Source organism: Niallia sp. CD-39 (assembly GCF_059874745.1).
In genome coordinates, this window is the sequence record NZ_JCBCPS010000001.1 from 371704 (window position 1) to 393116 (window position 21413).

Here is a 21413-nt window from a genome sequence, read left to right on the forward strand (position 1 = left end):
ACATCGCTTTTATAAAGCATAAAGGTTTCTGATTCTTTTTTTGAAAATACGAAAAAAGTGATTGACTTCTATTTTTATAGTGCATATAATTTACCTAGAATTAAAATATCTTGAATTAAGAATTTTTGAAGTGAAACTTTATTATTGGAGGAGATTTAAAATGGCAAAAACAAAATGGAATTTAGACAAAGCGCATAGCAGTGTGGATTTTTCAATCAAACATATGATGATTGCAAACGTTAAAGGAACTTTTAAAGAATTTGATGCTGAGGTTGTGGCGGACACAGCAGATTTAACAACAGCAGACATTTCATTTACTGTTGCATTAACAAGCGTGGATACAAATAATGCAGATCGTGATAACCACTTACGTTCAGCAGACTTCTTTGATGTTGAAAACAAGCCAAACTTAACGTTCAAAGCGACTAGCATTGCATCAAAAGGTGATGGCGAGTATGCTGTTACAGGTGACCTTTCTTTAAATGGCATCACTAAATCAGAAACATTAACTGTTACTTATGAGGGTTCTGGAAAAGATCCATGGGGCGTTGAAAAGTCTGGCTTCAGTGTAGATGGTGTCCTACAACGTAGTGACTATGGTCTAACTTGGAATGCGGCATTAGAGGCTGGTGGCGTACTTGTAGGCGATAAAGTAAAAATCCACTTAGAACTACAAGCATCTAAAGCAGAATAAGTACGAATAAAGGTGGCTGAGAGCAAACTAGAAAATTTAGTTTGTCCTCAGTCTTATTTTTATTAAAAAAGAGATAATTCAATTTATGATTTCTTATTTTAATACATGGTACAAGTCGTTTGCCTGTTTAAGTACGATGGACAAGTCTACAAGTGTATCTATAAGTAAATACATCGTTAAGAAGGCAAGGAGGCAAGCGGCAAAAACAACTTGCTTCAAATAGTGTTTTCTTTTCTTATATATTAGGATTGTCGTAATGAAAATAAGTAATAAATACACGATCGGAAATATGAGCTTTTTCAAATACATCTCAATATCCCAAACCGCACTCATAAAGTTGATTAAAGAACTTTGATTAGAGTGATCCTCAACAATTACTGCCTTCTCCCCTTTATATCCAATTGTCCATTCGACTGGGGATTGTTCCATGTCTACTTCAAATGTGTACCCGATCGCCTCTCCCTCCGAAATGTATTGACTCCTTGTATCTGGCTCTCGTTGACTTTGGCTACAACCTACTAATACGAAACTTAGTATGAGTGCGATAAATATTCTCATCTTGTTATCCATGATTGATCTGAAGGACCGGAAAATTCTATTGGAGCATTGTATAAATACGTTTTCAAATCAATTGTATCATCGATATTGAACTCAATTCCTTCATGTTCAAGAAGGCACTTTTGGCGGATAAACTGTTCTTCACCCTTCAAGGCGATTTCCCCTTTTCGATTAACAACCCTATGCCACGGTAGGTCATATTGTGCACTCATAGTATGTAGCACTCTTACTACTTGTCTTGCCGCTCTTCTGTTGCCCGCAAGTTCAGCAACTAATCCGTACGTTAGTACCTTTCCAGGTGGGATAGACCGAATGATATTTATGACATTTTCTGTGAATGGTTGCATTCTTACACTCCATCCTTAAGTGCATTTAATCCTTTATAGATCAACACTATTTCTTCAAGCTTCATCCGAACTAAGCCGCTTGATGACGGTGCGACAAAATCAATGACTCCTGGCACGACTGATACTTCCTGTCTTCCCCATAGCACTTGTTTACGTTTGCTTAGTTGCTCATAAACACCTTTACCGACATAACAAGCAATCTTTGGTTTATATTCTTCAAGTTTCCCTTTTAAGATTTGTCTTCCTTCTTCATATTCTTCCTTCGTGATTTCATCCGCAGCCTTCGTTGGGCGCATGACAATATTTGTGAAGCCAAATTTAATAGAAAGTAGGTCCTGATCCTCACTTGGGTGATATTTTCTTTCTGTTAAGCCTGCTTCATGAAGTATCTTCCAAAATCGATTGTTTGGGTTTGCGTAGTGATGACCTAACTCGGATGACTTGATGCTTGGATTAAACCCTATGAATACGACGTCTAAACCATGCTGTAAATGATCGCTTACTTGTTGCATCTATAAAACGCTCCTTCATTCCAAATGTATTCTTATCATATCAGCTAGCAATTGCAGTTTCTATTATGAATTCAAGTGGATATAGTAAAAGATGCTTCAGTTATCAAAGTAAAATTTCTCCCTGCTATATAGTGTGAACTATTTAATCGAAGATTTTCAACTAGCAAAGTAGTCGCATTCAGTTAATCTATTTACTTAAAGAAGCCTTTTAAGCGCATGCTAAAAGACTTTCAAAAAGTATAGATACTTACTCATTTACAAAATAAGTAAGTGTGTGCTGCGGAGAATGTAATTAATATATGGTGCCTTTAAATCTTTCTGGCTTATCTACATAGCCTTCAATGATATAGCCACATGAAGTACAAACGATATACTTAATATTAGATCCTCTAAGTTTACCGGCTGGCACCATGATCGAATTCCCACTGTGTCTACCAATTCCAAGCTCTGTCTTCCCGCATTTTGGGCATTCTTTTATTCTGTTTTCATTATTCATTACAAACAGCCTTCCGAATAACAAGGTAACTTTTATACGATTATTACGAAAGTTAGTTTCATTAATCAAAAAAAACACTTCCCTTTCACTGAAAGAGAAGTGTTTTTATAATTAGTCTTCGATTACGACTTTTTCCATTACATCGCCGTTTTTCATTGATGTTACATGTTCCATACCAGAAGTCACTTTACCGAATACTGTGTGTACACCGTTTAAGTGTGGCTGTGGTTCATGAACGATGAAGAATTGGCTTCCGCCTGTGTCTTTTCCAGCGTGTGCCATTGAAAGACTTCCTACTTCATGCTTATGTGGGTTACCTTCTGTTTCACATTTAATTGTGTAGCCAGGCCCACCTGTACCAGTTCCGCTTGGGCAACCACCTTGGCTTACGAAGCCAGGGATTACACGGTGAAATGTCAAACCATCGTAGAAACCTTCTTTTGCTAGCTTTTCAAAGTTAGCAACCGTACCTGGTGCTTCGTTTGGATAAAGTTCAAAATCAAGTTTGTGTCCATTTTGTAAGTTTATGTATCCTTTTTTTGTCATTTTCTTCATCTCCTTCTTTGATTACAAAATCAAACTTATCATAACATTAATCAAAGGAGGAATAAAAGATTTCACTGATTAAATATAAATTCATCCAATTCAAAATTTTCAAAACGGAAAATTAACTAAACAACTCAAAAAACATGTACAAAATAAAAACAATGAGTGCATAGAAAGATAAATGCAGGAATACAGTTGTTAATCCAAATTTTAAATTGTCAAAAGAGAAACTACTTCTTTTCGTTCTAGCTCTCATGCGATCACCGTCCTTATATAAATAGTAGCGAAAATATTTATATAGGACAATAGAAATCTATCAAAATAAACAACTTTCTTCCTGCATAAATCTCAATTTAATCATATAAAATGATACGTTATACCTATTAAAATGAAAAACCTAATGTATTATCTATTTTTTCATCTAATTTTTCCAACATTTTTAGAGCTCTATCCGATGAAATCTCTCGATAATGGTGAGCGCCACCAGGCTGTTCATCCTTTTCATCTGCTCTTTTAACAAGATCCTGCAATGGCGTTCTTATCACTTCGCCTCCTGGTAAAAAAGAGTCAGTATGAAATAGAATTGCTAACGCAATTTCCTTAGCTTTCACTGGATTTTCTCCTAGACGAATCATTAACTTATGAGCACGTTCTGCGCCTTTGATCGCATGAATGTCGTTTTTACGATAAACTTCATAATCCCATTTACCGTTTTTATACCATGTATAATGACCGATATCATGAAGAAAACCAGCCTTCGCAGCCATATCAACATCTACATCTTCAGCAAATGCTAGTTGATATGCGTGATAACTAACAGCAATTGCATGCGCTAGGCCAGAGCGACTAATATATTTTTGAGCAATTCTATGTTGATAAAGGTCCGTTAGCCGTACATCCCTCATGTGATCATCCTTTCATTAATAGCGTGTTTTTACATTTTTTTGCTTCTGCATTAAATCATATGATTTCTCGATGATATCTGTTAGCACATCCCCCTTATAAATTCTCCCAATCTTAAGGTTTTCTTGATAAAATTCTACAATATCTTCAAGTTTGTCATTCGTTTCCTTTGTAATACGGACATTAAGTTGAATGCGATTATTCATTATTTTTATTCCCCTATCAAAATGCTATTAACTGCTAGCACTTATTTAGCATTATTCTATCGGATTACTTCTAATCTTTCAAATGATACATATTAAAGAAGAGAGCAACATGTTTCTTATTCTGTTGACAAACGTTCACATTCGTCGTGGTAAGTATCGTTCGTCTTATATTCTTCACAAAGGCTGTATACTTAGTGTGAAATTAAAGGTCGTCTAAAAATATGTAGACAAAGTCGATTTTCGACTTTGTCTACATGCTCATGCTTATCTCTGCTATTGCTCCCTAAAATTCTTCCAACGATCTTTTAAATAATTTCCAAATTCTTTTAGCTCTTCTATTCCTTCATTGAATTGTTCTTTTAATTTTGGTAAATTTTCCTTGATTTTTTCAGCTTGCTCTTGGAAAATATTGCGATTCTCTTCTTCTTCTATCCGTTTTTGTTCGTTAATTGAAACTACTCCAAACTCTTGTTTCTCTACGTGCTTCGTAGCCTCTGACATTACGGCTCTAAAAACTGGGACAACTGTTTCGGAACTGCGCGAGGGCAAGTACTGTTCCCTATTCGTTTGATCATAGCCTAACCATACTGCACCTACTAAGTTTGGCGTATAGCCTACAAACCATTGATCTTTAGTTCCATTAATATCATTATATGGAAGCTGTGTTGACCCTGTTTTTCCTGCTAATTGTACACCTTCAATTTTTGTTCCTTGTCCTGTACCAGACTCAACAACATTTAACAACATTGAAGTCATTTGATTAGCTGTTGCTCTTGAAGTAATTGTTACAGTTTGTTTTTTATGCTCCGCAATGATATTGCCTGTAGGTCCAACTATCTTTGTAATTAAATGTGAATCATGCTTTCTCCCACCGTTCGGGAAGGCAGAATAAGCTTCTGCCAATTGGATTGGTGAAATCCCTTGACTCATACCGCCTAGCGCAATTCCTAAATAATGGTCATCTTCTACTAATGGAATGCCAAATCGTTCTAATGCATTAATTCCATTATCTAACCCAATTTCATTAAGAAGCCAAACTGCCGGAGCATTTAATGAATCTTCAACAGCTTCATACATCGGCACTTCTCCTGCATATTGCTTTGTTGCATTCTCAGGGCGATAATTTCCATATGATGTTAACTCATCTTTTAAAATAGAATCTGCATCATACCCTAATTCAATCGCTGGAGTAAAAACAGATAATGGTTTTAACGTTGAGCCTGGCTGTGCCTTAATATGTGTTGCACGGTTAAACCCTCTGAACACATGCTCACCACGGCCACCAACTAGTGCTCGAACACCTCCAGTTGACGGGTCTAATAGAACAGCACCACTTTGAACTAGCTCATTTGTTCTTGATTTTGGAAACATTGCATCATTGGCATACACATTTTCTAAACTTGATTGAATGTTTTGATCCATCTCAGTATAAATGCGGTACCCTCTTGTAAAAATCTCTTCCTGTGTTAATCCATAATCACGGATTGCTTCATCCATTACTGCATCAACATAGTATGGATATTTCCGTTCAAATAGACTGCCAGTTCCTTCATGTAACTGAACACCTTCTTCAATGGCTTTTTCTTTCTCCACTGAAGAAATCATTTCTAGTTCATGCATTTTACTTAGCACAATATTTCGACGTTTTGTTGCACCTTCCAAGTTTTTAAATGGATCTAATGAAGACGGTGCTTGTAATAACCCAGCAATTAAAGCTGCCTCACTATATGTTAATTCAGCAGGTGTTTTATCGAAATACTTCTTCGATGCACTACCTATCCCCCATGCACCAGCACCAAAATAAACTTGATTCAAGTACATTTGCAATATATCGTCCTTTGAATAATGCTTTTCGATTTCAACCGCTAAAAATAACTCTTCTAGCTTTCGTCGGTACGTTTGCTCAGTTGACAATAATGCGTTCTTTGTTAACTGCTGTGTAATTGTACTTCCTCCGCCAGTTATTCTTCCAGCAAATAAATTATTTACGAATGCTCTCGTCATTCCTTTTAAGTCAAAGCCATTATGTTTATAAAAGCGTTCATCTTCAATAGCAACAACTGCATTCACAACATGATCAGGTAAATCCTCAATTGGCACGCCATCCGCTCGATTCGTCGCAATTCTCGCAGCAGCATCGCCATCTTTATCATAAATTACAGTTGACTGCTTTAGTCCATCGTTTAATGACGACACATTTGCTGTGGCGGCTAAGTACGCAAAGAATAATATTGTGCATAAAACAACTAATAAAACGGATAATAATAGAATTTGAGTAACATGGAATTTCTTCCAATATTTCTTAATATATTCCCAGATCACAAACCAAAATTCCTTGATTCGATCCCATATAGGTGTTAGTTTATCCACTTGCATCACCCTCTGTAGTCAATCAACATTATTTTTTTCCTATAATGTATATAACGTATAGATACAAAAAAAGTTTCATTTTAAGCTTATAGAACATTTTTTAACAAAAATTTATAAAAAATCGACCATTTAGTGAATTATTCAAACATAAAGTCTTCATTGGACTTTCATCGTTTAAAATCAAATTACCTTAAATAGAAAGTGAGGCATAAAAATTGTTTGTAAAGCCTTTTATGAAAAGTGAATATTTATTAAAATTAGAAACACTATTCAATCGATTACCTAGAACCCACTTTAGCTACGCTTCAGTAAAAAGTGAGTTTCTAAAGAAAATTCATTCTTATCATGGTGAGTCTAATGCAAAGTTCTATATTGATGAATTGCCTGATTATGGACAAGTCAACCTATATGACATAAAGCTCGCGGTTGACAATCATACTTTTCAAATGGATTTTCTTTTATTAACTCCAAGATTTGCACTAATCATTGAGTGTAAAAACTTTGACGGTGCTTTGTCATTCAAGAAAGACCTAAATCAATTCACTAGGACATTAAATGAAAATGAACAAGGCTATTTTGACCCAATTTCACAAGTAAAACGACATCGTTATCTTCTCCAAAAATGGCTACATAAAAATTCATTTCCTAAACTACCTGTCGAATATCTTGTCGTTGTTACTGACCCCGCCACTATTGTAACTATCGATCCCGACTATATTGAAGCAAAAAAACATGTTATATATTGTCATGGATTATACGATACTTATTCAACTATACAAACTAAATACACAAACGAGATCCTATCAACTAAAATGGTGAAATTCATTTATCAGAAAATAAACAGTAAACATATTTATGATCAAACAAATATTCTTTTCAAGAAAAACGTTAAACCAAATGAGATTATTCGTGGAGTAAAATGTGATACATGTAACTTGTTTAATATGGATTACAAATTGGCTCAATGGAAATGCAAGAAATGTCATTCAGTTTCAAAGGACGCTCACATTAAAGCGATAGAAGAATATTTTCACCTTTTTGGACCAGAAATATCAAATCCAGACTGTAGAAAATTCCTCATGATTGAATGCCGCCACGTCGCTAAGCGACTATTACAAGGTATGAATTTAAAAACAAAAGGAACTAAAAAAAGTACAGTGTATTATAAGTAAGCTTTTCTTTTCACCTGTGAAAACTGTATAAAACTAGTCATAAACCCGTGTTTCTGATCTTAAACATATCGACTTAGATCATAAACTGGGTTTTGCTTTCATTGATTTACTCATTTAAATCTTAGAATCAAATCACTTTTTGTGATCTCAAAATACCCTATTTTGATCTCAAATCAAGTTTCGTGATCTCAAACTACATTGTTTTGATCTCAAGCCACTTTGCGTGATCTCAAACTACATTGTTTTGATCTCAAATCACTTTTTGTGATCTCAAACTACCCCATTTTGATCTCAAATCGGGTTGCGTGATCTCAAACTACCCCGTTTTGATCTCAAATCAGGTTGCGTGATCTCAAACTACCTCGTTTTTATCTCAAGCCACTTTGCGTGATCTCAAACTACATTGTTTTGATCTCAAATCACTTTTTGTGATCTCAAACTACCTCATTTTGATCTCAAGCCACTTTTTGTGATCTCAAACTACATTGTTTTGATCTCAAATCAGGTTGCGTGATCTCAATCTACATTGTTTTGATCTCAAATCAGGTTGCGTGATCTCAAACTACCCCATTTTGATCTCAAATCAGGTTGCGTGATCTCAAACTACATTGTTTTGATCTCAAATTAAGTTTCGTGATCTCTCAAACTACATTGTTTTGATCTCAAGCCACTTTGCGTGATCTTAAACCACCCAATTTTGATTTCAAATTAAGTTTCGTGATCTTAAACTACACCATTCTGATCACAAGCCGCTTTGCGTGATCTCAAACTTCCTCGTTTTGACCTCAAGCCACTTTGCATGATCTCAAACTACCCCGTTTTGATCTCAAATCAGGTTTCGTGATCTCAAACTACACCATTCTGATCTCAAGCCGCTTTGCGTGATCTCAAACTATATTTAATCCCACACCCATTAAAAATTGCTTTTCAATTTTAAGTGTTTTTCGATTTCTTCACGCTTCTCCTCTAAAAACGGAGGTAGCGATAATCTCTTTCCTAGCTCATCCTTATGTTCATCAATTGTAAAGCCTGGGCCATCTGTAGCTAACTCAAAAACGATCCCGTTCGGATCACGGAAGTACAATGATTGAAAATAGTGGCGATCTTTCACACCTGTATGGGCGATTCGTTCTTTAGTTAAAAATGATGCCCATTTGTTTAATTCGTCAAGGTCATGTACACGAAGTGCTAAGTGATGGACGCTACCTTTCCCAGGCTTTTCAACTGGCAAATCTTTCCGTTCAATCACATGAATGTACGATGATGAACCTAAAGAAGGAATCGTAAATAAAGCTTCTTTATAGCCATTTTCCTTTTGAACGACCTTTTCAAATCCTAGTAGGTTCGTTACATAGGCTTCCGTTTTTTCCAATACTTTAACCGTTAATGTGATTGGACCAATTGCACGTATTGCATGCTGCTCTTCCACTCCATTACCGTTATATACATTAATTTCGTTTAATACCGGAGCAGTTCCATCAGCAACCATAGACATTCTATGTCCTTCGAAATCTTGAAAGTAAAGCTCTTGCTCACCATTTATATTTTCTCCAAAATGATGATCTACATTATAAGTATCAAATCGGTCTTTCCAATAATTAAGCGATTCATTTGAAGGTACGAGTAATGCTGTATTAGAGATTGAATTCGTCCCTTCATGTGTTTTTCCAATCATCGGCATTTCAAAGAATGTCAATTCCGTACCTGGTGAACCAACTTGATCTCCATAAAATAAATGATACATTGTCGGATCATCTTGATTGACTGACTTTTTCACTAGCTTTAATCCTAATATTTCATGATAGAACGAATAATTCGCACTAGCATCCTTTGTACGAGCAGAAATATGGTGATGTCCTACTAAAGGTTTTCGATTCATTTTATTTCCATCCTTTATATTTAAAATGTTGCTTTTAACATTGCGGCTAGCCAAGGTGAGTCAATGCCAATTGCAATGGAAGGAGGCAGCGTATTTGATACAGCTTCATATGGCATCCCTAACCAAACTTTTTGATTGTTCACAATGATAAATGGAAATGGGCTGCTTGTTTCCTTTATTTCACCTCGATAATTGAGAATTTTATTTCTCCATTCAGTCGGTATTCCCTTCCCAGCAGGTATGTAGCACTCAATCGACCTTGCCTGTTTTAAATCTGTAAAAATGATTTCCGTTTTTAAAGCATGTATCCATCTTAATGAAGGTTGATGCTGGTTGATCCATGTACCTATTTGCCCTCGGTTTACTACCAACTGCTTATCTTCTTGGAATTCAACTAATTTCCGCCATAACTTATCTTTAGTTACAGCTTTGTGAACAAAAGCTCTATCTGCGAGATGTATAAACTTCCCCTTTGCTCTAGTGATTGCAACATTTAATAATCGCTCACTTTCCTGACCCGTTAATAAATAGCCTGCACGTGTAAAAGGATAACTATCAACAGAATCGAAGATTACTGCATCACATTGACTCCCTTGGAAACGGTGAACCGTCGCAATGATTATTTCAATCGATTTGCGGTCTTTTAGTGGGATAACCTCTTTGATTAAATGTTCCATCCATTTTGCTTGGGCTCTATATGGAGTCATGTATCCGATTGAAACTGCACCAGCATGTATTGCCTCAATAATCAGCTGTATAGCTAAACAGATATTCATCATATTTATTCTTGAATTATTGTTCTTCTCTGTCAAACTATATGAACCTAACCCAGATGTATCTAGTAAAACCGATGCATGGTCTGAAAAAGGAGATAGGTGAGCTAATTCCTTCCGATCCCTCTTCATCCACTTATAATCTGAAACGAGAGAATGGTAAACATGCTTATTAGTAAACGCAGAAATGTCAGGATGCATTCTTCGTTGCTCACTTAACATAAACATTTGTGGGTGAAGAGTACCTTGTTCCACTTGCTTTGATACTCCAGCGTGGAAGAAGATATCCTTCTTCAGCCATTTTTCCACAAGTGCGTGTTTTGCACTTGCAATCGGTGATAATTGTTTGAAATCACCGCATATAATCGCATGACTCGCTAAAGAAGAAATAAATGCAACCTGTGGTACATAAGCCATGCTTGCTTCATCTAGTATGACTAGATCGTATTCTTTCTCATAAATTGCTGGATCTGATGCTGCCTTCGCTAAAGTAACGCCAACAAGGCTTGCATCCTTTATAAGTTTTACTTCTTTTTGTCTAATTTTCTCCATTAAAGACCCAATCTTTTTCTCAATTTCAACAAGTTGATTTGAATCTCGCTTAGAAAATGATTTCCCTAGATCCTGCTTAAGCAACCGCCGTTCTCTCGTTAAACTTTCTAACTTTTCATGTACTGAGCTCGATTGCTTTTTTAGTAGATAGTCTGATGTCATCTCTGGAAAATCGATTAACAGCTCGCTTCTATTCGTTCCATAGCGAAGCAGCTTGCCCTCCTTAAAAAGGTCAGTCTTATGTAAAAACTTATAAACTTCAATTAAAAAGACATCCACAGCCTGATTACTTTGACCAACAACCAATATTTTTAGATTTTTTTCCATCTTGTTGACTGCACATCTTGCTAATGTATAAGTTTTTCCTGTTCCAGGTGGCCCCCAAACATAAGTTACATCGTTATACTTTGATCTTAATACAAGCTCATGGACACTCGACTTGATTTTCTCTTCTGGATGTCTCGTTTTTTCCGCGGGATTGATTGTTTTGATCACTCGCGAACGTTTTCGTTTGCTTTTACTGATAGAATTTAGCCTTTCAATTAATTGATCCAATAGCTCCCACGGGTCGTATGTACAAATTACTTCAGATAACTCTTCCCCTAAATAGACATCAAGTGATAGAAGAACCCTTCCGTCACCACTCGATTGCAGCCTTCCGTATAAAGGCTTTACTCCCCATTCTAACTTGACCATCGAACCAATGCTTGCCTTCATTTCAGTTGTTGTTTCAAAAAAGTACAAATATTGATTTTCTGAACGTTGAATCAATACTCCGTTCATTAATTTGTATTTTGTACTACCATATGTCTTTAAATAATAAATCTCTGCTTGAAGAGCTTTCGTCCACTCTTTTATATAGTCTTTCGATTTCATAACCTTTTCCCTCATTCATTTTCACTACTTCTTCACAGTACGTATGATTAGTCCAATGATTGCATGTTACTAGGTTATTGCCTATTATTGCAACCATTTCTAGTGCATTTACATAAGATATTGAAAAGTTTACTGCATTATAGGAGGAATCAATAAGATGGCAGAGCATTCGAGACCGATTATATTTAGCGAAAATATAAGCGAGCTTCAAACAAATCAACATGTATTCAGAAGAAATTATTTAATGGAGCTACTCGATCAACAACAGAGGCAAATGGAGAGTGTTCATTCTAATTTGAAGAGTAATTTTAATAGAGTTTCACTTCAATTGAATAATATAGAACATCAATCATATGAAATTGCACAAGACCTTGAAATAAATCAAAATGTACATTTCGAAAAGCTTGAACAATTAGAAGAAATGTCACATAAGCTGAACGATCTATTTTCAATAAAATCAAATAAACTCAATGAGATTCTTGAGCAATTATCCATTCAAGAAGCTGAGTCAAAAGCTCTTGAGAGAAAGCTAGAGCAACAACAGCTTATTGAGCTTGAAATCAAACAACAGATTGAAGCTCAAACGAGTTCAATTGAAAAAATTGAGGAGCAGTTAAATAACCAAGATATCCTTCATACAACCGTAATGGAGCGGCTTGATGAACAGGAGGCTTTATCACAGAAAATAACAAGACAGCTCGATCATTTAAAAATCACATTGTTTGAACGAACAAATCATTTGGCAGAAATCATTGAAAAAAGCCTTGAGCAAATGTTTAGACCAGTTCAGTCATTTTTTATAAAGCATGATGAGAAAAAATAATTTAAGCCATAATGAAACGGCAGTACCAATGCACTGCCGTTTCCTCTAACTCTATTAATCTAATATTGTTACTTTCACAGTTTTTCTTCCCCATTGAATCGCATCGCTTTTACTAGGGATGAATACGTCAATTTTGTTTCCTTTAATTGCACCACCAGTATCAGCTGCAATTGCTTCACCATATCCTTCAACATGAACTTTCGTCCCTAAAGGAATCACGTCTGGATCGACAGCAACTACTTTTTGATTCGGGTTATTAATCAAATCTACTCCTGTTGCTGTAATCCCAGAGCAGCCTTCACAATTTGCTGTATAAGCAGTTGCTTCCATCATCATAACATTGCCACTTTCCTGATTAGAAGTTGATTCTTCGACATTATTAGAAGGATTAGCTACAGTTTCATTACCTTCTTTCATGTTTGTTGATTCGGGAGCACCTGGATAAAGTGTTATTTGTTGTTCTGGGTAAATGACGTCAGACTTTAAGTTATTCCATTGTTTAATAGAATCAACGGTCACATCATATTCCTGTGAGATCTTCCATAATGTATCTCCAGTGTTCACTACATACACTTCTTTAGGGTTAATGTTTAGTACATCACCAACATAAATATCCGATGAAGGAAGATCATTCCATTCTTTGATTTGTTCTACACTTACTTCATATTTAGAGGAGAGCCCCCATAACGTGTCTCCTTTTTGGACCTTAATTTCTTCTGCCTTTGCGTTTACTCCCCCTGCTGCTCCGAATATCGCCGCAACAGTTACGAATGATACTAATGTTTTTTTCATGTTAGAAAAACCTCCTTAGCTTTCTTATGTAGCTAACGAGATTTAGCATAACATGAATTATCGGTACAAAAAGAACAAGCAGTTTATAATATGATAACAGTCCTAACAGCTTTATAACGAGACGATGACATTATAACAAAGCGATGTTACTTATTACTAGGCATATTCCGTTTTTTCCATTGGTAAAACAATTGTAAACGTTGTACCGTTTTTTTCCTTGCTGTCAATTTCAATTCGTCCTTGATGATTATCAATTATTTTATAACTAACCATTAACCCAAGGCCGTTTCCTGATGATTTTGTTGTGAAGAATGGCTGACCAATTTGTGAAAGTAAGCTTGCAGGTATTCCAAGTCCTTCATCTTTAAATGACAAGAACAGCTCATTTTCTATGACGTGCGTCTTTACAACAATCGTCCCACCAGATGGCATCGCCTCAATTGCGTTTTTGATAAGATTTAGAAAAACTTGCTTTAATCGATTCGCATCACAGAAAACATGAATATTTGCCTGATGTGGATGAAATTCAAATGAAACATGCCTCTTCTTTGCCTCAAGCTCCATTACTGACAGCGTGTTTCCAATGATTTCAACGATATTATTTTCGACTAAATCAACGATATTCGGTTTTGCTAACACCATAAAGTCCTCGACTATATTGTTCGTACGATTGATCTCATCCAGAATAATCTCCAAATATTCACGGCGATCTTCTTTTTCTTCGTCCAAAAGTAAAAACTCAGTATAACCTTTCATCGATGTAAGAGGGTTACGAATCTCATGAGCAACCCCAGCAGCCAATTGTCCAACAGCTGCAAGCTTGTCTTGCTTATGTAGTGCTTCTTCTACTTCTTTTTTCTCCGTTATATCATTACGAATAGATAAATACTGGTACGGCTTTCCGTTCTTGTTCAAAAACGGGACAATCGTCGTATCAACCCAATAGAATGTACCATCCTTCGCTATATTTTTGATTTCACCTTTCCAAACTGCACCTGTTCCTATCGTTTTCCACATTTCTTTAAAGAATAAACTTGAATGATGACCAGAATTTAACACAGCATGATCCTTACCAATTAATTCTTCTCGCTTATATTTAGATATTTGGCAGAACATCTCATTAACAGATGTAATCTTTCCTTTTGCATCTGTAAACGCAACAATTGAAGACTGATGAAGCGCAAATGTAATATCATTTACTTCTCGCAAGCTTCCTTTTAGTTTTTCCTCAGTTCTCTTAACATGAGTTACATCCGTACGAATTGATATGTATTGATACGGTTTCCCTTTGCTGTTTAAGAAAGGCACAATTGTCGTCTTAACCCAATAATCAGATCCATCCTTTGCTATATTCTTTATTTCACCAGACCAAACATTCCCTTTGGAGATCGTTTCCCAAAGATCACGATAAAATTCATCAGTATGATAGTTAGAATTTAACAGCCTATGACTTTGTCCAATTAATTCATGTTTTTCATATTTTGAAACCTCTGTGAACTTATCGTTCACGTACAAAATAATACCTTTAGCATCAGTGATTGCAACAATCGATGATTCATTTAAAGCGGTTAAGATATCTTGAAGATAATCATCTTTCTCTGCTAGCTTTTGACTCACTATGCTACTTGATCCTATCAAGCCCGTGAGGATAAAAATTGCCATAAAGATGCCTATGTAGATGACTAAATGGTCTGAAGCCGCATCATTTTGCATTGCTGTATAATCACTTTCAAAATAAGTTGAGCGTAGGAATAAAAGATAACCTTGTATATTAGTTGCAGTCATTATAACGGCACTAAGTGGCTTTAACCACCAATTATTTGCCGGTGAGACTCGTTCATAAAATGTTAACAGCCATAATGAAAAATAATATGAAATAAACGTTATAACCATTGTAATAATGAATAATATCCAATCAAATGAAATCGCATAGCCCATTGCAAACATACCAGTAATATGGGTAGCAAGGTGTGCAATCAATAAAAATGTTGCCCCTAAGACAATTTGAACAACCCTTCTTTTTTGATTCATTACATAATAGAAGGCCATTGCAGTAAACGAAATACTAAATAGAGCCGAAAGAAATGTCAATGTGTTATGGTAGGATGTTGCACCTTCCGAATTTATTGAAATCATGCCAATAAAGTTTAATAACCAAATACCTACTCCTATCGAAAAAGAGCCACCTAAAAATAAAAATTTCTTATTTCGTTCTGATTTTAAAATATGTGTAAATAAATCCAATCCTGTATATGTAGTCAAAAAAGTTAACATAATTGACGTTATAAATAAAATCGGGCTAAATCGAATAAATTCTTCCATTATCTTTCACCTCAAAATCTAAGTGCTCCTAAAAAGTATATCCTGTCTAAGTTATACAATCCGTTCTTGTTCTATATAAATATTAATTGAATTGAAGCAATGATGAAAGGTCATATGCAAAAAAGCTAAAAAAGAATTAATTTTCTAAAAATATACACATTTATAGTACACATTTTCAGATAAACAGTGTATACTGTATCATAACAGATGATAATAATTTAAATTGTATTATATAAGGAGCGGATTATAATGAAAATGCAAAGTCCAGTTGAATTTTTTAGAAACATGCCAAAAAAGTTATGTCCTGAATGTGGTCAACAAGTTCAAGAGCAAGCTGAATCTTATTTAATGGAATGTGATCGTTGCTTATCAAAGAAAATGGAGTAACAGCTTAAATCGATGAGGGAATTTCCCCATCGATTTTTTTATGTAAGTATTGTATTGATGATACAATACCAAGACACTTGTTTATTTTCTTTATATAATAAATATTCTAAAAATATATACATCGACTAGTAGACTTCATGTATAATTATTTGAGAACCGAAATATTTGAAAATGGAGGGGTATCCTTGGAAAAAATTGTTGAAAAACGATTAGAACGTCATGAAGTATCAGAAGAATCGAAATGGAAAATTGAAGACTTGTTTCCTACCGAAGATTTATGGAAGAAAGAGTTGTCATACATAGAGAGTGATCTTGAAGAGATTTCTCAATTTAAAGGTCGATTACATGAAAATGCATCAACATTAGCAAATTGTTTGCTTTCATACGAACAATTAATGATTCGATTAGTTCAATCTGGCGCGTATACGTCTCTAAGACAATCGGAAGATGGAACGAATCCATTAAACCAAGGAAATTCTCAGCTGTACGCGAGCTTAAGTGCAAAAGCGAATGCAACCATAGCTTTTATCGTATCAGAGATCTTACAGCTATCAGAAGAAACGATTTCATCGTTTCTCCAAGAGGATGATCGCCTTAAAGCATTCGAATTGTTCTTGAATGATTTAATCGCAAAGAAGGACTATCGCCTCTCTCCTGAAACAGAAGAAGCATTGGCTGCTTTAGGTGAGATTCATGATTCACCCTATAAAGTGTATCAATCAGCAAAGCTTGCAGATATGCAATTCCCAACGTTCAATGATGATGACGGAAACGAATATGCAAATGGATTTGCATTGTTTGAAGATAAGTATGAATTTTCTACATCACCTTCAGTCAGACGTAACTCGTTTAAATCATTCTCTTCTGTCCTACATCAATATAAAAACACATTTGCTTCTGGTTATTCTGCAGAAGTTAAGAAGCAAGTTGCCATGGCGAAGCTTCGTGGCTATGAATCGGTTACAGATATGCTCCTAGCACAACAGTATGTTTCAAAGGAAATGTACAACAATCAACTATCAATTATTCAAAGAGAGCTTGCTCCTCATATGAGGAAATTTGCGAAATTAAAGAAGGAAATTCTAGGTTTAGATGAATTTCATTTTTATGACCTTAAAGCTCCACTTGATCCTGAATTTAATCCAAAAACAACCTATGAAGAAGCTAGCAAAACGATTCTAGAAGCTCTTTCTATAATGGGACCAGAATACACAGAAATTATGGAAAAAGGATTATCAGAGCGTTGGGTTGATTTGGCTGATAATGTAGGGAAAGCAACTGGTGCCTTCTGTTCAAGTCCATACGGTAGCCACCCATTCATTTTAATTACATGGACAGATACGATGCGAGGTGCATTTGTTTTAGCACATGAATTGGGTCATGCAGGTCATTTTTATCTTGCAAATAAGAACCAACGTATATTTAATACTCGACCGTCCACTTATTTTGTTGAAGCCCCTTCAACATTAAATGAAATGCTACTTGGACAACATTTGCTGAAAAACACTACAGATGTACGTATGAAACGTTGGGTGATTCTTCAGTTATTAGGAACATATTATCATAACTTTGTAACACACTTGTTAGAAGGAGAATTCCAAAGACGCGTTTATGAAATGGCGGAAAAAGGGATACCACTAACAGCGAAATCTTTAAGTGAGCAAAAACATGATGTGCTATCATCCTTCTGGGGAGATGCTGTTCATATAGATGAGGAAGCTGCGTTAACATGGATGAGACAACCTCATTATTATATGGGCTTATACCCTTACACTTACTCTGCGGGGCTTACTGCTTCAACTGCTGTATCGAAAATGATACAAGAAGAAGGAGAACCTGCAGTTCAACGTTGGTTAGATGTATTAAAGTCTGGTGGAACGAAAAAGCCATTAGAGTTATTAAAAATGGCCAAAATCGATATGTCAAAGCCTGATTCAATTTCAGAAGCTGTATCTTATGTTGGAGACTTAGTAGACCAATTGGTGGATAGCTATAAATAAAATTGTTGTAGAAAAGCCTAGAATCTAGGCTTTTCTACTTTTAGAACTGGATTTCCGGAAGCTCTCTCATTTCTTGATTCATCCCATTTCCACATAACGGACACTTTAAATCATCTGATACAAAGTCTTTTCTCATCCATCCATTACACTGATCTTCCACACAGGAGTATACCTCAGTATCTAACATCACGACTTCTGGTTTATCATCCATTGCTTTTCGATTAAAGAAAATAATCACCGCCCCTTTTTTCAATAGTTTGCATGTTTTCTTTTCGTTTATCCTTTTCTTTTTGTAGCAAGCTCTTTTTTATTTCGAGGAATTGCAATGTCGATTCCTTCAACATATTCAGCTCCATACTCTTCATCAAATATTGGATAGGCGTCCATGTAAAGGTTTGAATGATGAATTTGCTCAAGCTTTTTTTTAGGATGATTATTCTGCTTTTCTTCGGATTTCATCTTCATCCCTCCTCATATAGTCACACATAGTGTATACAACTCCTACCAATTTCATTCAAATGAATAGAAAAACAAAGCCAAGCTCACCTTGAGCTTGGCTTTGTTTACGTTACTTGAACTATTTTTTTCTCTTGTTTTTCTATTCGAATTAACCAAACTAATAAAATTACACCGATCATTGATAATAACCCATAGAAGAAGTAAACCTTAAAGATAGAAAACTCCTCTAAAATAATGCCTCCGAAAAAAGTAGCAAACCAATTGCCAAAGCCATTTCCAACTGCAGAATAAATGGTCACGGCTGTCACTGTAATATGCACTGGAGCAAGCTCTTTAATATATTGAAGTCCTGCTGGAATAAACAGACCGATCGATACTCCCTGCAAAATAGCTGTTGTATAGACTAACCATAAACTAGGTTCTGTAAAGTAAAATATCCATCGAATCAATGAGACTGTAGCAGCAAATAAACTTACTTGTAACAATCCAAGTTTCTTCATTAATTGCCCAGCAGCTTTCATAAAAGGAGCCTCTGATAGAACAGCGATTAAAAATGCAACACCGATTCCTGCATAAGTCCCCCCACTTCCTTCAATAAACAATCCGAAATAAGCATTATTTGCCAAGTTTGGACCGAAGATTAAAAAGGTAATAAGTAGAAATAATATGAATTTTTTCATTCGTAATAATTCTTTTAATCCGCTCGTTATCTTGTAACGATGCTTTGGTTTCTCAGCAGGCATTTTAATTGAAATGAACGAAGCAAGAACTAAAGAACCAAAGAAAGCCCAAAAAATCACTTGAGGATTCCATTCAAAGAAACGCCCCATCAAAAATACACCGATTGCAAACCCAATTGAACCAAACATCCTAATGTTTCCATATGATAATCGGTGTTTACTGGCATATTGAATGGATACACTATCTGATAGAGGGATGATCGCACTTTGAAAAACACCAACAAGCACAGAAATGACAAATAGCCAATAGTAGCCAGAAAAGATGACATATCCTAGTGCAAATACCCCTGTTAACATAGTTGTTGCAGCTAATATTTGTATAGGTGCCTTAAAACGATCACTGATCATACCCCATAGCGGTTGGAAAAAAATCATGACGATTGGATTGATCGACATTATGACACCAATTTCATAGCCATTTAATTGCTCGACTTCGCTTAAGTAAACACTTAATAAGGGTGTTAAGCTACCAACAGCAAAAAAAGCAAGCAAATAAAAGCCTTGCATTGTTATAATCGTTTTTTTTATAGAATTCATAAGGTGATTGTATCTCCTAAGATTTTGTATAGAGCCTATACTATTTTATCACTCACACAATCGATTAGGTGGTTTTCATCATAAATATTTTCCAATATTTTCGCAAAATATAAAAAAGCTTGTTTGTAAGCGTAATCATGTTACAATATGAAGAGTAGATGTATGATGTCAGACATCATATCTCTTATCCCCTATATCTTTTACATAAATGAGGTGGCAATTTTGAACATTATTTGGGGAATTTTCGGAATTTTAACGGTATTAATGATTGCATTTCTTTTATCTGACAATCGAAAAGCAATCAATTTTAGAACAATTTTAATTGGTTTATTGATTCAATTTACATTTGCATTCATCGTATTAAAGTGGGAATTCGGAAATAAACTATTACAACAAGTCACTTTTGTGATTGCTGATATTGTGAACTATGCAAATGAAGGGATTTCCTTCTTATTCGGAGGAATCGTTCAGGAAGAAGCAAATCTTGGAATGATATTTGCTTTTCAAGTATTGCCGATCGTCATTTTCTTCTCTTCCCTTATATCTGTCTTATATTACACAGGTATCATGCAAATCATTATTCAATTTATTGGTGGCGGACTTGCCAAATTATTAAAAACTAGTAAAGCTGAATCAATTTCTGCTGCGGCAAATATATTTGTGGGACAAACTGAAGCTCCTCTAGTTGTTCGCCCATTTATTAAGAAAATGACTCGTTCAGAGCTTTTTGCGGTAATGACAGGCGGTTTAGCTTCTGTTGCTGGTTCTGTGCTTATTGGATACTCTTTACTTGGTGTCCCTCTAGAATATTTAATCGCTGCAAGCTTTATGGCTGCTCCTGCTGGCCTTGTTATGGCAAAGATAATGATTCCAGAAACAGAAGAAAGTGTAACTGCAAGTGATATTAAGATTGAAAGAGATAAAGATACTACTAATGTGGTGGATGCCGCAGCAAAAGGTGCATCCGATGGATTAAAGCTTGCTGCGAACATCGGAGCGATGCTTTTAGCATTTATTGCCTTGATCGCATTGTTAAATGGAATTATTGGCTATATTGGCGGATGGTTTGGCTATGGGGATATTACACTAGAGCAAATTCTTGGTCTCATTTTCTCCCCTATTGCATTTGCAATTGGTGTACCATGGGCAGAAGCTGTACAAGCCGGCGGATATATCGGACAGAAAATTGTTTTAAATGAATTCGTTGCGTTTTCTTCTTTCGGACCGAATATTGCAGATTTTACACCTAAAACAGCTGCAATCATTAGCTTTGCACTTTGTGGTTTTGCTAATATCTCCTCTATGGCAATCTTGCTTGGCGGACTTGGTAGCATGGCTCCTAACAAACGTGAAGTCATTGCTAAACTTGGATTTAAAGCAGTTATTGCTGGAGCACTTGCCTCATTGTTAAGTGCAGCAATGGCAGGAATGTTAATGTAACTATAGTAAAAAAGTTTGAGGTGCGTAGG

Annotated in this window: 21 protein-coding genes; 6 read left to right on the forward strand and 15 right to left on the reverse strand. The window is 35.6% G+C overall.

Annotation, left to right across the window (positions count from 1 at the left end; genetic code table 11):
- The first annotated feature begins 160 nt into the window (after positions 1-160).
- The gene (locus AC6F34_RS01910) at positions 161-694 is read left to right on the forward strand and encodes a YceI family protein (RefSeq protein WP_500768413.1); all 534 of its coding nucleotides are present in this window, start codon (positions 161-163) and stop codon (positions 692-694) included.
- 93 nt (positions 695-787) lie between these two features.
- Here AC6F34_RS01910 and AC6F34_RS01915 read toward each other — a convergent pair whose 3' ends face one another.
- The 8 genes from AC6F34_RS01915 to AC6F34_RS01950 form a co-directional block, all read right to left on the reverse strand.
- Entirely contained in the window at positions 788-1252 is a 465-nt protein-coding gene (locus AC6F34_RS01915) for a hypothetical protein (RefSeq protein ID WP_500768415.1), read from the reverse strand.
- Positions 1249-1599, reverse strand: coding sequence for an MGMT family protein (locus AC6F34_RS01920; RefSeq protein ID WP_500768417.1), 351 nt, complete (start codon positions 1597-1599; stop codon positions 1249-1251). Before AC6F34_RS01920 ends, AC6F34_RS01915 begins: the two co-directional genes overlap by 4 nt.
- A 2-nt stretch (positions 1600-1601) precedes the next feature.
- Complete coding sequence (mug, locus tag AC6F34_RS01925; RefSeq protein WP_500768419.1) at positions 1602-2111, reverse strand: G/U mismatch-specific DNA glycosylase; 510 nt, start codon at positions 2109-2111, stop codon at positions 1602-1604.
- Between the two features lie 292 nt (positions 2112-2403).
- Positions 2404-2676, reverse strand: coding sequence for a transcription initiation factor TFIIIB (locus tag AC6F34_RS01930; protein WP_500768421.1), 273 nt, complete (start codon positions 2674-2676; stop codon positions 2404-2406).
- Positions 2677-2718: 42 nt separating this feature from the next.
- On the reverse strand, positions 2719-3153 hold the full coding sequence (locus AC6F34_RS01935; protein ID WP_500768423.1) for a peptidylprolyl isomerase: 435 nt from the start codon (positions 3151-3153) through the stop codon (positions 2719-2721).
- Positions 3154-3536: 383 nt separating this feature from the next.
- Positions 3537-4058 (reverse strand): HD domain-containing protein, encoded by a 522-nt coding sequence (locus AC6F34_RS01940; protein WP_500768425.1) that lies wholly within the window; start codon positions 4056-4058, stop codon positions 3537-3539.
- A gap of 15 nt (positions 4059-4073) precedes the next feature.
- Positions 4074-4262 (reverse strand): hypothetical protein, encoded by a 189-nt coding sequence (locus AC6F34_RS01945; protein ID WP_500768427.1) that lies wholly within the window; start codon positions 4260-4262, stop codon positions 4074-4076.
- A 273-nt stretch (positions 4263-4535) separates the two neighbouring features.
- Positions 4536-6632 (reverse strand): transglycosylase domain-containing protein, encoded by a 2097-nt coding sequence (locus tag AC6F34_RS01950; RefSeq protein WP_500768429.1) that lies wholly within the window; start codon positions 6630-6632, stop codon positions 4536-4538.
- 215 nt (positions 6633-6847) lie between these two features.
- Here AC6F34_RS01950 and AC6F34_RS01955 point away from each other — a divergent pair, with 215 nt between their 5' ends.
- Positions 6848-7804 carry a nuclease-related domain-containing protein gene (locus AC6F34_RS01955; protein WP_500768431.1) on the forward strand — a complete coding sequence of 319 codons (957 nt, stop codon included), beginning with the start codon at positions 6848-6850 and terminating at the stop codon, positions 7802-7804.
- A gap of 913 nt (positions 7805-8717) precedes the next feature.
- Here AC6F34_RS01955 and AC6F34_RS01960 read toward each other — a convergent pair.
- Together AC6F34_RS01960 and AC6F34_RS01965 are read right to left on the reverse strand one after the other, a co-directional pair.
- Complete coding sequence (locus AC6F34_RS01960; RefSeq protein WP_500768433.1) at positions 8718-9683, reverse strand: ring-cleaving dioxygenase; 966 nt, start codon at positions 9681-9683, stop codon at positions 8718-8720.
- A gap of 20 nt (positions 9684-9703) precedes the next feature.
- The gene (locus AC6F34_RS01965; RefSeq protein WP_500768435.1) at positions 9704-11884 is read right to left on the reverse strand and encodes a DEAD/DEAH box helicase; all 2181 of its coding nucleotides are present in this window, start codon (positions 11882-11884) and stop codon (positions 9704-9706) included.
- A 157-nt stretch (positions 11885-12041) separates the two neighbouring features.
- Between AC6F34_RS01965 and AC6F34_RS01970 the strand changes: the two genes are divergently transcribed.
- Positions 12042-12707 carry a hypothetical protein gene (locus AC6F34_RS01970; protein WP_500768437.1) on the forward strand — a complete coding sequence of 222 codons (666 nt, stop codon included), beginning with the start codon at positions 12042-12044 and terminating at the stop codon, positions 12705-12707.
- Positions 12708-12761: 54 nt separating this feature from the next.
- Here the strand turns inward: AC6F34_RS01970 and AC6F34_RS01975 are convergent, their stop codons facing one another.
- On the reverse strand, positions 12762-13499 hold the full coding sequence (locus AC6F34_RS01975; RefSeq protein ID WP_500768439.1) for a 3D domain-containing protein: 738 nt from the start codon (positions 13497-13499) through the stop codon (positions 12762-12764).
- A gap of 156 nt (positions 13500-13655) precedes the next feature.
- Positions 13656-15821 (reverse strand): PAS domain-containing protein, encoded by a 2166-nt coding sequence (locus AC6F34_RS01980; RefSeq protein ID WP_500768441.1) that lies wholly within the window; start codon positions 15819-15821, stop codon positions 13656-13658.
- A 249-nt stretch (positions 15822-16070) separates the two neighbouring features.
- On the opposite strand from AC6F34_RS01980, the gene yhfH reads away from it, so the two are divergent.
- Both yhfH and pepF read left to right on the forward strand, forming a co-directional pair.
- The gene (gene yhfH / locus AC6F34_RS01985; RefSeq protein ID WP_500768443.1) at positions 16071-16208 is read left to right on the forward strand and encodes a protein YhfH; all 138 of its coding nucleotides are present in this window, start codon (positions 16071-16073) and stop codon (positions 16206-16208) included.
- A gap of 185 nt (positions 16209-16393) precedes the next feature.
- A complete protein-coding gene (pepF, locus tag AC6F34_RS01990) occupies positions 16394-18208 on the forward strand; it encodes an oligoendopeptidase F (RefSeq protein WP_500768445.1) in 1815 nt (604 codons plus the stop codon).
- Positions 18209-18248: 40 nt separating this feature from the next.
- Here pepF and AC6F34_RS01995 read toward each other — a convergent pair whose 3' ends face one another.
- From AC6F34_RS01995 to AC6F34_RS02005, 3 genes are all read right to left on the reverse strand, one after another.
- Positions 18249-18446, reverse strand: coding sequence for a cold-inducible protein YdjO-related protein (locus AC6F34_RS01995; RefSeq protein ID WP_500768447.1), 198 nt, complete (start codon positions 18444-18446; stop codon positions 18249-18251).
- 38 nt (positions 18447-18484) lie between these two features.
- Positions 18485-18667: a hypothetical protein gene (locus AC6F34_RS02000; RefSeq protein ID WP_500768449.1), complete on the reverse strand. Its 183-nt coding sequence runs from the start codon at positions 18665-18667 to the stop codon at positions 18485-18487.
- A 104-nt stretch (positions 18668-18771) separates the two neighbouring features.
- Positions 18772-19944, reverse strand: coding sequence for an MFS transporter (locus tag AC6F34_RS02005; protein ID WP_500768451.1), 1173 nt, complete (start codon positions 19942-19944; stop codon positions 18772-18774).
- Between the two features lie 222 nt (positions 19945-20166).
- Here AC6F34_RS02005 and AC6F34_RS02010 point away from each other — a divergent pair, with 222 nt between their 5' ends.
- Positions 20167-21384 (forward strand): NupC/NupG family nucleoside CNT transporter, encoded by a 1218-nt coding sequence (locus AC6F34_RS02010; RefSeq protein WP_500768453.1) that lies wholly within the window; start codon positions 20167-20169, stop codon positions 21382-21384.
- Positions 21385-21413: the final 29 nt, after the last annotated feature.